Annotated in this window: 16 protein-coding genes; 9 read left to right on the plus strand and 7 right to left on the minus strand. The window is 54.5% G+C overall.

Annotation, left to right across the window (positions count from 1 at the left end; translation table 11 throughout):
- Window positions 1-166: 166 nt before the first annotated feature.
- Window positions 167-736, plus strand: coding sequence for a pyridoxamine 5'-phosphate oxidase family protein (locus FKN99_RS00320; RefSeq protein ID WP_172116040.1), 570 nt, complete (start codon window positions 167-169; stop codon window positions 734-736).
- Entirely contained in the window at window positions 736-873 is a 138-nt protein-coding gene (locus FKN99_RS00325) for a hypothetical protein (protein WP_172116041.1), read from the plus strand. The genes FKN99_RS00320 and FKN99_RS00325 overlap by 1 nt, the downstream gene beginning before the upstream one ends.
- On the opposite strand, the gene FKN99_RS00330 is transcribed toward FKN99_RS00325, so the two are convergent.
- Window positions 870-1,172, minus strand: coding sequence for a helix-turn-helix domain-containing protein (locus FKN99_RS00330; protein ID WP_172116042.1), 303 nt, complete (start codon window positions 1,170-1,172; stop codon window positions 870-872). The two genes, FKN99_RS00325 and FKN99_RS00330, sit on opposite strands and share 4 nt — an antisense overlap.
- Before the next feature lie 285 nt (window positions 1,173-1,457).
- Window positions 1,458-1,847, minus strand: coding sequence for an ester cyclase (locus FKN99_RS00335; RefSeq protein WP_172116043.1), 390 nt, complete (start codon window positions 1,845-1,847; stop codon window positions 1,458-1,460).
- A 99-nt stretch (window positions 1,848-1,946) separates the two neighbouring features.
- Between FKN99_RS00335 and FKN99_RS00340 the strand changes: the two genes are divergently transcribed.
- The gene (locus tag FKN99_RS00340; protein WP_172116044.1) at window positions 1,947-2,282 is read left to right on the plus strand and encodes a zinc ribbon domain-containing protein YjdM; all 336 of its coding nucleotides are present in this window, start codon (window positions 1,947-1,949) and stop codon (window positions 2,280-2,282) included.
- A gap of 27 nt (window positions 2,283-2,309) precedes the next feature.
- Here FKN99_RS00340 and FKN99_RS00345 read toward each other — a convergent pair whose 3' ends face one another.
- Window positions 2,310-3,203: a LysR family transcriptional regulator gene (locus FKN99_RS00345; RefSeq protein ID WP_172116045.1), complete on the minus strand. Its 894-nt coding sequence runs from the start codon at window positions 3,201-3,203 to the stop codon at window positions 2,310-2,312.
- 152 nt (window positions 3,204-3,355) lie between these two features.
- On the opposite strand from FKN99_RS00345, the gene FKN99_RS00350 reads away from it, so the two are divergent.
- On the plus strand, window positions 3,356-4,564 hold the full coding sequence (locus FKN99_RS00350) for a YbfB/YjiJ family MFS transporter (RefSeq protein WP_172116046.1): 1,209 nt from the start codon (window positions 3,356-3,358) through the stop codon (window positions 4,562-4,564).
- A 2-nt stretch (window positions 4,565-4,566) separates the two neighbouring features.
- On the plus strand, window positions 4,567-5,175 hold the full coding sequence (locus FKN99_RS00355) for a glutathione S-transferase family protein (RefSeq protein WP_172116047.1): 609 nt from the start codon (window positions 4,567-4,569) through the stop codon (window positions 5,173-5,175).
- Window positions 5,176-5,588: 413 nt separating this feature from the next.
- On the opposite strand, the gene FKN99_RS00360 is transcribed toward FKN99_RS00355, so the two are convergent.
- Window positions 5,589-6,491 (minus strand): L,D-transpeptidase family protein, encoded by a 903-nt coding sequence (locus FKN99_RS00360; RefSeq protein ID WP_253926931.1) that lies wholly within the window; start codon window positions 6,489-6,491, stop codon window positions 5,589-5,591.
- Window positions 6,492-6,745: 254 nt separating this feature from the next.
- Here FKN99_RS00360 and FKN99_RS00365 point away from each other — a divergent pair, with 254 nt between their 5' ends.
- Together FKN99_RS00365 and FKN99_RS00370 are read left to right on the plus strand one after the other, a co-directional pair.
- Window positions 6,746-7,423 (plus strand): response regulator, encoded by a 678-nt coding sequence (locus FKN99_RS00365; RefSeq protein WP_172116049.1) that lies wholly within the window; start codon window positions 6,746-6,748, stop codon window positions 7,421-7,423.
- On the plus strand, window positions 7,420-8,727 hold the full coding sequence (locus tag FKN99_RS00370) for an ATP-binding protein (RefSeq protein WP_172116050.1): 1,308 nt from the start codon (window positions 7,420-7,422) through the stop codon (window positions 8,725-8,727). The genes FKN99_RS00365 and FKN99_RS00370 overlap by 4 nt, the downstream gene beginning before the upstream one ends.
- An 11-nt stretch (window positions 8,728-8,738) precedes the next feature.
- On the opposite strand, the gene dsbG is transcribed toward FKN99_RS00370, so the two are convergent.
- The 3 genes from dsbG to dsbD are packed head-to-tail and all read right to left on the minus strand — an operon-like array spanning window position 8,739 to window position 12,275.
- The gene (gene dsbG / locus FKN99_RS00375) at window positions 8,739-9,521 is read right to left on the minus strand and encodes a thiol:disulfide interchange protein DsbG (RefSeq protein WP_172116051.1); all 783 of its coding nucleotides are present in this window, start codon (window positions 9,519-9,521) and stop codon (window positions 8,739-8,741) included.
- 25 nt (window positions 9,522-9,546) lie between these two features.
- Window positions 9,547-10,371 carry a TlpA disulfide reductase family protein gene (locus tag FKN99_RS00380; RefSeq protein ID WP_172116052.1) on the minus strand — a complete coding sequence of 275 codons (825 nt, stop codon included), beginning with the start codon at window positions 10,369-10,371 and terminating at the stop codon, window positions 9,547-9,549.
- Window positions 10,368-12,275: a protein-disulfide reductase DsbD gene (dsbD, locus tag FKN99_RS00385; protein WP_253926932.1), complete on the minus strand. Its 1,908-nt coding sequence runs from the start codon at window positions 12,273-12,275 to the stop codon at window positions 10,368-10,370. Before dsbD ends, FKN99_RS00380 begins: the two co-directional genes overlap by 4 nt.
- Before the next feature lie 308 nt (window positions 12,276-12,583).
- Between dsbD and FKN99_RS00390 the strand changes: the two genes are divergently transcribed.
- Window positions 12,584-13,150 (plus strand): TetR/AcrR family transcriptional regulator, encoded by a 567-nt coding sequence (locus FKN99_RS00390; protein ID WP_172116053.1) that lies wholly within the window; start codon window positions 12,584-12,586, stop codon window positions 13,148-13,150.
- Between the two features lie 55 nt (window positions 13,151-13,205).
- Window positions 13,206-14,087 (plus strand): DMT family transporter, encoded by an 882-nt coding sequence (locus FKN99_RS00395; protein WP_172116054.1) that lies wholly within the window; start codon window positions 13,206-13,208, stop codon window positions 14,085-14,087.
- Window positions 14,088-14,281 lie beyond the last annotated feature (194 nt).

Genomic DNA, 14,281 nt, shown 5'->3' on the forward strand with positions numbered 1-14,281 from the left:
TAATAAATATTCAAAGTTTAAATTACTTTGTAGTGCTCTCAATAGCGCCTATATAGGCCGAACACGTTAGCGGGCGTGCTGACGCTGAGGATTTTCGTCGCATGCTATAAGCCCGGCAGCTATTCAGTGACGCTGCTTTTTCAGCCATTACTTTGAAAGGTGCCCCATGGCGTTAAATCCCCACTCTTGGGCAGAAGAGCTACCGCTACTGCATGAGCATCTTTGGGCGCGCCTGACCCAAGGTGTCAGCGACCGCCACGCACCGGCGCGTTACCTCACCCTGGTCACCGTTAGCGAAAGCGGCCTGCCGCAAGCCCGCACGGTAGTGCTCCGCAGCGCTGATAAGCAGGCGGCAACGATTGCTGTCTACACCGATATTCACTCAGGAAAGATCAGCGCCCTGCGCGCTAACCCTATGGCCGCGCTGCACGTATGGGATGCAGCTGAGCAGCTGCAAATACGCATAGAAGCCAGCGTCACTGTTCTGATCGGCGAAGCCGTAAGCGAGCAGTGGCAAAACCTGCCGGAACACGCCCGTAGCGCCTATAGCAGCGGGCTGGCGCCGGGCGAACCGATTGCGGCTTCACTGGATTACACCAAAACGCCGGATGAAAGCGCTTTTGCAGTGTTGTGGATGGACGTTCAAGCGATAGAAGCGCTGCACTTGGGGCAGCACCACCGCCGCGCCGTATTCTCGCGTGGTGACGGTTGGGCAGGGCAGTGGCTGGTGCCGTAATGGCCGCGCAGGCCAACACCAATGGCTGGCACATTTTGCAGGAGCGGGCTTCAGCCCGCGATGGCGTAGGCTACTTATTCAAACCAATACTCATCGCCGCTCATATTGTAGGCACGGAAGGCAAAGAGATTCATTAAACAGGGAAGCCATGATGGCTACCGTCCGGCAGCTCAATATCTACACGGACACGACCACCCATCGCTTCAACGTAGCGTTTAAGTGAGCTAAGGCGCATATCCTGGCCCACCTTCTCCAGTCCCGCTACGGTCGGCTGCCTAACACCCATTGCATCTGCAAGTTCAGTTTGCGTTTTCTCTGCCAGCAGACGAATTTCGGCTAGCCTGATCTCAAACAGCATATCGCTTGCCTTCGCTTCTGCCGCCGCAACGATCTCTGGCTTTTCTTTTGCCAGTAAGTCTTCAAGCTTGCGTGCCATTGTGACTACCTCACTTTAAGGTTTCCAGATGAGCCGCATACTCTCTGTCGGCAACTGGAATCATTTCATCGTAAAAGCGTTTGTCGTTCCCGCCTTTTATACTGTATCGCTCGGCAAAATAAACGATAAGCAGAAACGCGCTTCACTATCCCAGCAGGCGAGGTTATCGGCTGGTCGGATCGAACTGTGATTCGCGCAACGGATACCCCATGACGATGCGTTTCTGGAAAACCTCGCCCTGACAGATAACCTGCAGGCAACCGAACAAGGATGGCATTTGGCGCCTCAAGCCAGCTGAGCTTCTATCGCGGTCTTGTCGACCACCGACCAGACTTCCTGAATCTTATTATCACAGAAGAGGTAGAACGCGTTCTCGCAAAACGTCACTTTTTTGCCGTCCACCGCAAGGCCGAGGAAGCTACCTTTCGGGGTTACATCGAATCGCAGCCTGCACGCAACATGGGGTGAATCAACGGCCAAAAGTTCAATATTGAAGTGAAGATCGGGTATCTGTTCATAATCGGCTTTCAGCATGGCGCGATAACCATCAAGCCCTAGGCGCCTGCCGTTGTGGTGGGCATTGTCATGCACGAACTGGCCAAGGCTCGCCCAGTCCTGATGATTGAGGCAGGTGATGTAATCACGGTATGCCGCTTCCAAGTCACGTTTGTTCATCCTAATTCTCCTTTAATGGGCTGGCGTGAAGGTATTCGCCAAGGGTATACAGGCTCAGTATCATAAGCAGCCTAAACCAAGCCACAGAAGTCATCGTTCATGTCGTGCCCGCCTTGCCCCCATTGCCAATCTGAATTCGTCTATCAGGATCAAAGCCTGTTCATCTGCCCCGAGTGCGCCCACGAATGGAGCCCTTCTGAAGTTGAGGCGGAAGACACCGTGACAGTAAAAGATGGCCACGGCACGCTGTTAGCGGAGGGCGACAAGGTAACGATGATCAAAGACCTCAAGGTCAAAGGCAGCTCACTGGTCATCAAGGTAGGCACCAAAGCCGTTATCAAGCGGCTCGTGGATAGCAAGGATCACCAACTGGACTGCAAGGTCGATGGTGCAGGCGACATGATGGTAACCGCTCATTTTGTGAAAAAGGCCTGAATAAGAGCCGGAATTTCTCTATCCACATCACGACGCCGTAAGCTGAGGCTCATCCACCACCACTGCGTCACACAATGTTTCAGCAAAGCTTGCCAGGGCTGGCGTCCAGGTTTCCGGTTCTGGGGCGACAAAGTAGGTATCGATGTGGGCAATAGAAGCGGGCAGCGCCAGTGTGTGAATCCCGAACCGGTGCTGATGAGCGTCAACCGTTCCACGCGGTAATACCGTATAGCCCATCCCGGCAGCGACGCAGCCCAGCATCGCATCCAGCGAGCCAAACTCGAATATCCGGCCCGCATTGACGCCATAGGAAGCCAGCAGTAGCTCGATACGCTGGCGGTAGCTGCACCCTTGGCGAAACGCCATGAAGGCAGACGCCAGCAGCGCTTGTGAAGAGGGCATCGTCGTCATGGGCATTGAGCCCACCAGAACAAGCTCCTCGCTAAATGCTTTAAGCACGTGGTAGCGGCTATGCTCAAGCTGCCCAGCCACGAAGGCACAGTCCACCTGGCCATTTAGCAGCAACTCGACCAGCTCAGCCGTTGGCCCGGTCTTGAGCTGGATATCAACATCAGGCTGCGCTGCGTGATACGCCGCAAGTATCGGGGGAAGGCGCAATGCCGTCGTGGTTTCCATGGCGCCTATCCGTAGCCGCCCACACGCCTTCTCTTGGCCCTTAAACAGCGATACCGCTTCATCGTGGGCCGTCAGCATGCGCTCAGCGTACTCCACTAGCGCCAACCCAGCGCTTGTCGGGCGAACACGTCCCGCACGATGAATGAGCTGTACGCCTAACTCCTCCTCAAGCTTCTTGATGTGAGTCGTCACGTTGGATTGCACCGTGTGCAAGCGTTTTGCTGCTGCCACGAAGCTGCCTGTCTCGGCCACCGCCATAAATAGTCGCAATGATTTAAGCTGCATACTCACCTTTCTGCCAAGCCAGCGTTATCTCAAAAAAAGATAGTAACTATCAAAGCAAATCGTTTCTAGAAATAGTTTCTCGCGCGTAGTCTGGCTGTGCAGTACCGCGCTGCCCACTTGCCCGAAAGGCGGCACAAAAAGGACACAACCTGATGAGCCGAACATCTACTTCCCACGATTTGCCCGCCCTGATGACCGGCATAATGGCGACCCTGGCGGGGATCGGCATTGCTCGCTTTGCCTACACGCCGCTATTACCGGCGATTATTCAGGAGGGTTGGTTTACCGCAAGCCAGGGTGCCTACCTGGGGGCCGCCAACCTGCTGGGCTACTTTATCGGCGCGCTTGTCGCCCACTCCCTGAGTGAGCGCTTTTCTACACGCCACGTAATGGCAGCAAGCTTTGCAGGTATCGCTTTAAGCTTTGTGCTTTGCGCTGGGGAGGGCGGTTTCACCTGGTTCTTCTTCTGGCGCCTGGTGTCGGGCATTGCGGGCGCCATCTTAATGGTGGTTGGCCCTTCGCTGGCGTTGGCGGCCACGCCCACAGAAAGGCGAACCCGTGTCGGCGCCATGGTGTTTACGGGGATTGGCTTGGGCGCACTGCTTTCAGCTTTCATCGTGCCATTGCTGCTTGAATTAAGTCTCGCGTTTACGTGGGGCGCGTTGGGGCTGCTCTGCATTATGGCGGGGCTTTTATGCGATCACGGCATCACTAGGCTGGCGTTATCTGCCACGGCCAGCTCAACGGCCAGTAAATCCAGGGAGTATTCGGGGGTAAAGGTCGTCGTGTGGCTGGTCATTAGTGCGTATGCCCTGGATGCGGTTGGGTTTGTGCCTCATACCGTGTTCTGGGTGGATTATCTCGCCAGGGAAAACGCACTAGGTAATCAGGCCGCTTCATTTCAGTGGGGAATCTTCGGTTTAGGTGCCGTGTGCGGGCCGCTAATGGTCGGCGCCTTGGCGCAGCGGGCAGGTTGGCATTATGGTTTGGCGATTGCTTTTGTAGCGAAGGCTGTCGCTGTCCTGCTGCCGGTGTTCTCGCTAGCGTTGATCAGCCAATCGGTTTCCTCTTTTATGGTAGGGGCGATGATCCCCGGCATTGTCGCACTCACCTCGGGCCGCCTTGCTGAGCTGGTAGGGCCAACCGCGCACAAGAAAATCTGGGGGCAAGCCACCGCCGCTTTTGCTGCTGCCCAGGCAGTGGCTGGCTATGCCATGTCGGCACTCTATGGCGTTTGGGGCACTTACTCGCCGCTGTTCGCCATCAGCGGCCTCATGCTCGTCGCTGGCTTTTTGCTGGTACTGCTTAGCCGTGGTTTGCAGCAGCGCAACGCGGCGCTTACTGCTCAAAACAGGAGATAATAATGGAACTCTACCTAAACGCTACATCGCCCTACGCGCGCCTGGTGCGCATCGTGCTACTGGAAAAAGGCCTGAGTGACGCCGTTACGCTGAAGTGGTGTGACCCCTGGGCCGACGACCCCGCACTATTAAAGGCCAACCCTGCCGGGCGTATTCCTGCGCTAGTCACCGAGGAAGGCACCACGCTCAGCGAATCGATGCTGATTGCTGTTTACCTGGATAGCGCTTATCCGGAGAAGCCCGTGTTGCCAACGTCTCACTTAGGCGAGGTGATGCACTTGGCGGGATTGGGACAAAATCTCATGGAGGCAGCTTTTACGACGGTGATTGCCAGAAAGCATTATGGCAATGAGATTGACGATAGCGAGCTGGGCCAGCGGCGTTCGCGGGCAATTCAGCGGTTGCTCGAACAATTGAACCGCGAGCTTGGCGAAGCGCCAACGGCCTCGACCCTTAGCCTCGGTGATATCGCCGCCGCTGTCGCGTTGGATTACCTCGCTTTCAGATTACCGGAGGTAGCGTGGCAGGAAACCTATCGACTGCTTGCTTCGTGGCACCAGGGTGTGATCACACGTTCGAGCTTTCAGGCGACAGCGTTTACCACATCTTAACGATGATCCAGCGACGAGGAGAAAAGGCCACTGCAACGCCAACGCTACCGACTAAAAAACTAATCCGCCGTGGTGGGATTAATCTAAATTAACTGCTAGTCTCGGAATATTAGAGCGAAAAACGCCGCAGGGAACACACGATGCAGAATGCTCGCCAACGGTTCACCCTACCAAGCAGCTCATACAAGGGCAGGCCAACGGCATTCTGTTGGTCGGCTCTACGGATGGCTGCCCCCCGCGAACGCGACTATCTGCCACGCCACTACTTTTCATGCAGGTAGACGACTTATTCTGCGTTTCAGAAACGGAGGTCTCAATAACCAAGTGCAATAGCTGACTCACTTGGTTATTGAGACTTCCGTACTTGGCCACATTTGAATCCATAACAACCGCTAAATTTTACTAAAAAGTGGCTAAATTAGCGGCTCTATACGTCCACTACCCCTTCTAAGCGCGTTCTGTATCACTTCATAATCAATGTTTGAGCGCTTTGTATCTGGCAATTCATCGGCATTATTAATGATATCCAGCAAGTCGCTTATGCTGGTTTCTTGGTCATCAAGCGAAGTAAGTGCCTGCACGTACGGCAACTGGTTGGCATCCCGGCCAAGCTTGACCGGTTCATCGATAATATTGACTTGAGTGCCGTTGGGTATTTGCTCAAATACGGCTTTAATATCGTCGGGATGCATACGGATGCAGCCTCTACTGGCGCGCATACCAATACCATCTGGTTGATTGGTGCCGTGGATTAAATAACCAGGAATATCCAATAAGATGGCGTGCTGACCAAGAGGGTTATCGGGCCCTGGCGGAACGACCTCGGGTGGTGGGTCACCGCGTTCAGCCGCTTCCTGGCGAACGGATTCGGGAGGATACCAGGCAGGATTCTCAAGGCGCATAGTGGTTTTGGTAATCCCCAATGGCGTATCGAATCCATCACGGCCGATGCCAATGGGATAGGTCTCAACGCGAGGTGTTTCTCCCTCTTGCACCTCGGGGTAGTAGTAAAGCCGCAGCTCCGCGATATTGATCACCACTCCTTTACGCTCCACATCCGGCAATATGTGCTGCGCCGGAATCTGAACCTGCGTTCCTTTCCCGGGAACCCAAAGACTGGTGTCGGGGTTGGCCCGTCGAATTTCTTCGTAGCCGATTCCGTGTGCGTGAGCAATATCGAGCAGGGTATCCTCTTCGTCCTCTACGCTGACGGTGTAGTTCTCGCCCACGATGCTGCCAGCTTCAGGCAATGGGTAATGTCCTAGCGGCAGTGATGGATCGGCAAAAACTGAAATTGGAACAAGCCATAATGCCATTATGAATACGCAGCGAAGCAGACAATCGCCGCATGTAGGTTTTACAAAGCAAGAGCTCATAAGAAACGTTACTCACTATACGACTAAAAGCTCATTAGGCATGATGAACATTAACTGTAAATGAAGTGCGGATAATGGTGGCTCTTGGCATGTTTTGATCTGTCGACTGCAAAATGGAGGCTGCCTCATATTAACTTCATCCTTGAATGGCATACTGCTTATAGAAACCACTTTCTATACCTTGAGGAGTAAGTATGCGGGTATTACTGGTCGAGGATGATGCCTCGGTAGCGGCTGGCGTCGAAGCAGGATTGGCGCTAAGCGGCTTTGTGGTTGATAACGTCACTACCCTGGGTGCTGCGAAAGGCGCGCTAGCCACCATTAACTACGATGCCGTCATACTCGATCGCCGTTTGCCTGATGGTGATGGGTTAACGTTGTTGCAGCAGTGGCGTCGTGCTCGTGTTGCGACACCCGTACTGATGCTGACGGCGCGAGACGCCGTGGCGAGCCGCGTCGAGGGCCTTCAGAGTGGCGCCGACGACTATTTGATCAAGCCGTTTGATCTTGACGAGTTAACCGCCAGACTTCAGTCGCTCTTGCGCCGGACGGCAGGGCAAGTGGACCACGCCATACGTCACGGTAGCCTGGCATTAGACCCCGTTACACGTAGCGTCACGCTTGAGGGTGAGCCAGTCGCTTTGTTGCGACGTGAGTTGATGCTGCTGGAAGCGCTGATTCGCGCTCGTGGGCGAATTCTGAGCGCCGATCAATTGAAGGATTGCCTTTACGGTATTGATGATGAGATCGAAAGTAATGCGCTTAATGTGCACATCTACCAACTGCGTCGCAAGCTGGGGCGTAACGTGATCGAAACCGTGCGGGGTGTGGGTTATCGACTTGGCAAATACAACAGTGATGCGACCTCATGAATCTGCGCTTACGCCTAGTTGCCACACTTGGAATTACGCTCGTGCTGCTATGGAGTATCACGGCCATATGGTCAATGCGCGACCTGTCGACACAGTTGGAAGAGTCTCTGGACCAGCGTCTGGCTCAATCTGCGCGAATGGTGTCTGGTTTGTTGGATCGCGTGCCAGCAACGTCTTGGAACGGTACAGAAGATGAAATGTCAACGATTCCTTCGCTGGATGGTATCGCTTGTCGAGTATCATCGCTTCGTGGTCAAGTGGTGGCGGGTACGCATCCGGAAATGAACGATGTGCTTGCCGTCGAGGCTGAGGGATATCGTTATCGCAAGCACAACGGGCAGCGTTGGAGAGTTTACACGTTAGTTGATAACGACAAGCGTATTACGGTGGCAGATCGTTTGAAAGAGAGAGAAGCACTGCTGCTGAAAGTTCGTCAAGCCGCGTTTTACCCGTTTCTATTAGCGCTGGTGGGCAGCCTGATTGCGCTATGGTGGGGAGTGACACGCGGGCTTGCTCCTCTTTCCAGGTTACAACGGCGGCTCATGTCACGCAGTCACGACGATCTTTCGGCATTGCCTGTCCACGGATTGCCTGGTGAAATTCGCCCACTGATTCATAGCTTCAATACGTTGCTGTCACGAACGCGACGTATGCTTGAGTTGGAGCAACGCTTTACCGACGATGCCGCCCATGAGCTGCGAACACCACTGACCGCTATTCGCACACATCTACAGATTGCTCGACGTGTTGATGGTCATCGGCAGTATGAAGCGATGCAGCAGGCGGAGGCGGGGGTAGATCGGCTAACCAAAACGCTAGGTCAGTTATTGTTGTTGGCGCGAATGGAAAGCGAAGAAATCATACGGGGCAGTCATTTCGATCTGACTTCTGTTGGAGAAGCGCTGGCGACAGCGATAGCAGAAACCGGTAGTCATGACCATTGCCAGTATGGCAAAAACGTGTACTTGGTACGTGTTGCTCTATCGGAGGCGCTTTTGGTGACGGTTCTACGCAACTTGCTCGAAAATGCGATGTGTCACGGAGCGTCTGGCGCGCCGATAGAGATTGCCGTACAGGAATCAGAAGGAATGGCCTTCATCGATATCACCAGCCAAGGTAAAACGATTGCTACCGAACACCTCTCCCGCCTAACGGAGCGCTTTCATCGAGGAGATCATCCTCAAGGTAGTGGCTTGGGTCTTTCGATCGTCGAGGCGATTGTCACCCGGGCTGAAGGCAGAGTGACGTTCGCGTCTGGCAATGGTGTTGGGCTAAGGGTAACGCTTCAATTACCTTCGGGTTGAACCCACTTAGGTCAAGGTGTGTCGCTCCCCATAATGGCTCGAAGCTTATCTGGCGAGGGGGCCCCCATCACACTGTGCACGTTGCCATTATCATCCTGATAAAAGGTCGCAGGCGTTGCAAAGAGTTGGCCATCGCGCATTAGCTGAGTGTTTTCACTAACCCACTGCTCGCTTTGGTCATTTCCTTGATTTTCAGGCATGGCATCGTTGCGGTAATGCTCAGCCAGCGCCTCGCCAGGATTATCCGCATTGAGTATCGCGGCTGCCTTTGCTGGGCTGTCTGTCTTGAGAATACCCACCATCAAATGACGAATCTGAACGTCACCACTTTCAACCCAGGGTTGGGCATCTTCCCACAGTTGGCGGCAGTAAGGACAATTGGGGTCACTAAAGGTATATACGATGCGAGGTGCCTCTTTATCACCATCGCGCACCCAGTGTTGATCAGCCATTTCTTGCCATAGCTCAGCATTTCTTGAGCCGTTGACGAGCTGCTCTAGCCGCTCAGCTGAAACATCTTGGCCCTCGGCATTGATCAGTGTACCTAGCACCGCATGCTCGCCTCCTGAGGTGAGGTATGCCGCGAAAGTCTGACCATGAGCACTGCCGGCATACCCCGTAAGTCCATCGGGCGCATTGAATTCACCATGAATCGTGAGACCTTGCTGTTGGAGCTGTTGAATGGGGTCAGGCCACTCATCGGCAGTCGCATGCAGGCTTGTCGCCAGCGCGATGCCAGCCCCAAGAGTTAGTGTGAGGCGTCGTAGCGTCATACAGGTATAGAAAGCGGACATATGCGTTATTTCCGTAGTGAGTTAGTTAGAGGTTGAAACGCTCAAGGCTGCGATCGAGCGTGGCGCGAGAGAGCTCACCAAAGTGGGTGTCGACAAGCGTGCCATCGGCGTTGTAATAAAGCGTGGTGGGCATGGCCATGGCACCTACGTCATGGCCGAGCGCATTGTTCTGGTCGAGATAAACATTATCGAGCGTGAGTGACTCTTGCTGTAAAAAGGCATTAACGGTGCTGAGGTCCTCGCCCTGATTGACGAATACAAACGTCACGTCGTCGCGCTCTTGTTGCGCCTGCTCAAATACAGGCATTTCGCGTCGACACGGCGGGCACCAGCTGGCCCAAAGATTAACCACCATGGGGCGACCGGCTTCGCTTAGTACAGCGGGAAGCGTCACCTCACCATGCTGAAGTGTGGTTAACGGCGTTGAAGGAATGCTCGCGCCTTGAGGCGCCATGAGTACTAATGCGCCCGCCGTCAGTGACCAGGTCAGAGCCCCGGATATAACGGCAATCCCGAGTGGCCTTCGCTCGCACGGTTGGCGCCATAACCGCCAAACCAGATACACCAAAGCGACGACAACGCCCGCTAGCGGCTCGAAGCCGCGATCGCGTATGTCGAGCCAAGACCAGAACGTGTCGTAGCTCCCCCCATATTGAGCGATGAAAAAGAGTCGTGCCCCGATGACTCCCAAGAGCGCAGCATTGAAGACGCTATCGCCAACGTAGACCTTTCGACGGCGGCCTAGCCAGCTTCCGACGATCAGCGCGACAACGATAGACAGCATCAGCAAAAGTTGTCCCACGCTCAGACCTAGCGGGCCGATAGTGAGGCTGCGATCCAGGGGGCTCATGAACCACCCCCGATGGCATTACTGCCGGTTTGTTTGGCTTGAGCAAAGCGCTCCAGAAATGCGTCAGCGTCCAGCTCGCCGATAATACGCGCGCTGCGTCGCTCCTGCCCGTCGGGGCCGAACCACATCAGCGTCGGCGGCCCAACGATGCCGAAGTGCTCCATGATCTCCTTGTCAGAAGTATCGTAGTCGGTCACATCGATACTTAACCGCTGTACATCCTGTAGCTCAGATTGAACGGTGGGGTCGGTAAAAACTTCCTGTTCGATTACTTCACAGGAGATGCACCAGTCGGCCGTAAATTCGACGAGTGTCATCTGGCCGCTAACCTCGGTCTGGGCAACACGGGCGTTAAGCGTGGCCAAATCGTCGACCTCATCGAAGGTAAGCGGTTGTTCGGCGTTTGATGACGATGCTTCAGTGGTTAAGCCATCGTTGGTGGATGTATAGACCGCTAGCGGGCGCCAGGGGTCAGAAGCGCCACCGGCAGCGCCGATTAACACTAGTGCACTCCATAAACCGATGATGACTGCGCTTGCTGTTACTGTTTGAGAGGCCACCGTTGAGGCATTTCCTCCCAGTGCCATGGCCTTTAACGAAACGGCAAAACCCAGCCCCAGTGCGCCCCATAGCGCGAGGATAATGGCATCAGGTGCTACGCGATCCACAAACCAGATCGCCATCCCCAATAATACAAAGCCGAAAATCGCTCTGATGCGAACCATCCAGGCACCGGGCTTAGGCAGCAACTGGCTACCCACCGTGCCGATCAGGATCAGTGGCAGGCCCATCCCCAGACCAAGCGATAACAGGGCTGCACCGCCCAGCCAGGGGTTACCACTATCAGCAATGAACAATAGCGCTCCCGCTAGCGGTGCGGTCATGCAGGGCCCTACCAGCAGTGCAGAGAGCACCCCCATGATGGCAACTCCTTTCAAGCGCCCACCGCGTTGACGCGACATGCCGGCATCAAGGCGCTGGCGAAGCGCGCTCGGTAGCTCTAATTCAAACAAGCCGAACATGGCCAGGGCGAGAACGACAAACAGTAGTGAGAACAGGCCGATAAACCAGGTGCTCTGAAACAGCATCTGTAGATTGGCACCTGCCATGGCAGCGGCCACGCCGAGTAGTGCATAGGTGGCCGCCATGGGCAGGACAAAGGCAGTAGACATCACGAAACCTGCCGTCCGGTGGCTCTCGCCTACCTTTCGTCCTCCCACGATCAGGCTGGACAGAATCGGTATCATCGGCAATACACAGGGCGTGAATGTCAGTAACAGCCCCATGCCGAAAAACGCCGCCAGCGTCCAGAGCCCGTTACCTCCCTCCAGTTGCGCTGCCAGCTGCTGATCTTCTGCCATCGTATTTTTTAGGTCGGAAGTGGAGCTTTCTTCAGATCCGGGGGCATACGTGGCAATGGAGGGCTCATGCGTTTCAGATATGTCCTGGCCAGCAGGTGCTAAATCAAAGGTCTTTTCTTGAGGTGGATAGCAAAGGCCCGCATCGGCGCAGCCCTGCCAACGAAGGGTGATTGTGTCGGCGTTACCAGGCTGAGTGGTCATGCTCAATGAGTGACGGTAAATCTCAGAGCGGCCAAAATATTCATCCTCAATTACTTCTCCGTCAGGCATATTCAGCGATAGCTCACGTCCTTCGGCTTCGGCGGAAAAAGCATGGCGGTAAAGGTAGTAGTCGGATTCGATTTGCCAATCGATCTTCAGCGATTCGCCATCATGACCAAGTGTTGGCTTGAAGACTTGCTCTGGAGGAAGAACGCTCTCCTGCTGGCCAAAAAAAGATTGTGCGGTGGCAACTGTGGTAACGCTCAGCAACCCCACTAATAACACCCATTGCACTAGCTTAAAGCACACGACCTCGTGTATCGGCCTGTTCATCGCTCGCATTTCCAGCACTCCTGATTTAATGCTGGACAGAGTGGCGTATGGGGATTAACTGAAAATGAAGCTTTTTCTGACTAGTGGCGTAGCAGTCGGTTTCCTGTTGCAGAGTTTACTTACGTTAACCCAAATACATCACAGATGGGATAGTGATTATTTGAATATGTAACAGACGCATGATCACGAAATGTCAAAAGGCGTAGCGAAAATTCATTTATTGTCTCGCGCGCATTAGCTCCCATAACGCCGCGACATCGTTGACATAGCAAAGTGACTGTATTTAGATAGATCGGTCTATATAGGAGTTGCCGTCAATGCCAGCCTCCAAGCGCGACCAGCTGCTCGCTACCGCCGAGCGACTTTTCTATGAGCAGGGATTTCATGCCACCGGCATTGACCGCATTGTGGCTGCCGCTGGTGTAGTGCGCATGACGCTCTATAACCATTTCACCTCCAAGGAAGTTTTAATCATAGCCGTGCTGAAGGCCCGTCATGAGCGATTCATTGCCAGCCTTGATACGGCGGCGGCCTCGGCTGCGCCAGGCCAGGTGACACAGGCCATTGTCGAGGCGCATGGCCGCTGGCTGGAACACTGCAGCCAGCAAGGCTGCATCATGGTCAAGGCGATGAGTGAGTTCGCCGAGCACAGCACCGGTATTTATGACTTGGCGATGTCTGCCAAGACCGATTTTCTGGCACGCCTTGAGGCTGGCGTGGCACGCGACGGGCTGGATCACCACGTCGGCCTGGCGCGACGCCTCTTTGTGGTATTGGAAGGCAGCAATACGACAGTGGCTTTGCTTGGCGTACAGACGGCCCTATCCGACACTCGGGAAGTGACCGAAGCCCTGCTTTCAGCGGCCCGGAGAAGGATCCCATGAAGCCCCTATCCGCCGTCAACTATGTTAGTTCAACACGGGAAAGCGAGGTTACAGAATGGGAGCGAGTACAATTTTTGTGGTATTGGCGGCGCTTTTCTGGGGGTTATCTGGCGGGATCGGCGGAATCCTTATGGCCGACGGTTGGGACGCGTTCGTGGTTTCCTTCTACCGGGGTGCGATCGGACTGCTGTGCGTCCTCCTCTGGCTAATACTGCGTCCACGCAGTAGTGGACTGACAAAACGCCGGTTATGGTTCTGGTCAGTCATCGCTGGTGTCGGGGTAGCGGGTAACTTCTCGTTCTATTTCTTAAGCATTGCACACGGTAGCGTTGCTGTTGCGGCTACGTTGATGTACAGCGCCCCAGTCTTCGTGTATCTCGTATCCTTCGCTCTAAGACTCGAAAGTCCCACGCCGCTGAAGTGGGCCGCGATCGCAGTAGTGATTCTTGGTGTTGTGTTGCTTACACAGATTTATGACGTCGGTGCGAGTGGCGTTACGGCGGTAGGTGTAGGGGCTGGTCTGCTTGCGGGACTGTCCTACGCAATATTCATTTTCGGCTTCAAGTATGCGGCGCCACATGGTAGCCCGCAGGCTATTCTCTCTATAGCGCTTACGGTGCTTGTCACTATTCTTATCTGGCCGAGTGATGTTGGTCAGACAGTTGCTGTCCTGAGCACGCCGGATTGGCCGCTATTCGCAGTACTCGGTGTGCTCGGCGCAGGTTTGTCTTTTGTTCTTTATATCATCGGTTTGAATCATACTGCCCCGGCAGTGGCCTCCGTTGTAGCAATGGTCGAACCGGTCACCGCGACGCTGTTCGGTGTCGTGGTGTTAAGCGAAACCCTGGTAGGGCCGCAAATTTTAGGTATGGGACTGATATTAGTCACAGTGACCGCGCTGAGCGTCTGTTCAAGCTCTGGACGGCCACCTTCCTGATAGAATCACTAGCTAGCTATTGTTCTGATCCAGTATCCACCGCTGTGATTACTGCTATCGGTTGGTATTGACGACTTGCGAAGGGTGAACAGAGAAAGGTAATGAGTTTTTTCTTAGCTTCTTTGATAGTGCCTGGCTGAAGATTGCAGCAAGCACGGAGCAGCCAAACCGCTTAAGTTATCCACTATAATCAA

The organism is Halomonas hibernica (assembly GCF_013183775.1).
GTDB lineage: Bacteria > Pseudomonadota > Gammaproteobacteria > Pseudomonadales > Halomonadaceae > Vreelandella > Vreelandella citrativorans.

Coding starts and splice junctions, on each gene's coding strand:
- FKN99_RS00320 (WP_172116040.1), top strand. CDS start 167: ATGGCGTTAAATCCCCACTCTTGGGCAGAAGAGCTACCGCTACTGCAT.
- FKN99_RS00325 (WP_172116041.1), top strand. CDS start 736: ATGGCCGCGCAGGCCAACACCAATGGCTGGCACATTTTGCAGGAGCGG.
- FKN99_RS00330 (WP_172116042.1), bottom strand. CDS start 1,172: ATGGCACGCAAGCTTGAAGACTTACTGGCAAAAGAAAAGCCAGAGATC.
- FKN99_RS00335 (WP_172116043.1), bottom strand. CDS start 1,847: ATGAACAAACGTGACTTGGAAGCGGCATACCGTGATTACATCACCTGC.
- FKN99_RS00340 (WP_172116044.1), top strand. CDS start 1,947: ATGTCGTGCCCGCCTTGCCCCCATTGCCAATCTGAATTCGTCTATCAG.
- FKN99_RS00345 (WP_172116045.1), bottom strand. CDS start 3,203: ATGCAGCTTAAATCATTGCGACTATTTATGGCGGTGGCCGAGACAGGC.
- FKN99_RS00350 (WP_172116046.1), top strand. CDS start 3,356: ATGAGCCGAACATCTACTTCCCACGATTTGCCCGCCCTGATGACCGGC.
- FKN99_RS00355 (WP_172116047.1), top strand. CDS start 4,567: ATGGAACTCTACCTAAACGCTACATCGCCCTACGCGCGCCTGGTGCGC.
- FKN99_RS00360 (WP_253926931.1), bottom strand. CDS start 6,491: ATGGCATTATGGCTTGTTCCAATTTCAGTTTTTGCCGATCCATCACTG.
- FKN99_RS00365 (WP_172116049.1), top strand. CDS start 6,746: ATGCGGGTATTACTGGTCGAGGATGATGCCTCGGTAGCGGCTGGCGTC.
- FKN99_RS00370 (WP_172116050.1), top strand. CDS start 7,420: ATGAATCTGCGCTTACGCCTAGTTGCCACACTTGGAATTACGCTCGTG.
- dsbG (WP_172116051.1), bottom strand. CDS start 9,521: ATGTCCGCTTTCTATACCTGTATGACGCTACGACGCCTCACACTAACT.
- FKN99_RS00380 (WP_172116052.1), bottom strand. CDS start 10,371: ATGAGCCCCCTGGATCGCAGCCTCACTATCGGCCCGCTAGGTCTGAGC.
- dsbD (WP_253926932.1), bottom strand. CDS start 12,275: ATGCGAGCGATGAACAGGCCGATACACGAGGTCGTGTGCTTTAAGCTA.
- FKN99_RS00390 (WP_172116053.1), top strand. CDS start 12,584: ATGCCAGCCTCCAAGCGCGACCAGCTGCTCGCTACCGCCGAGCGACTT.
- FKN99_RS00395 (WP_172116054.1), top strand. CDS start 13,206: ATGGGAGCGAGTACAATTTTTGTGGTATTGGCGGCGCTTTTCTGGGGG.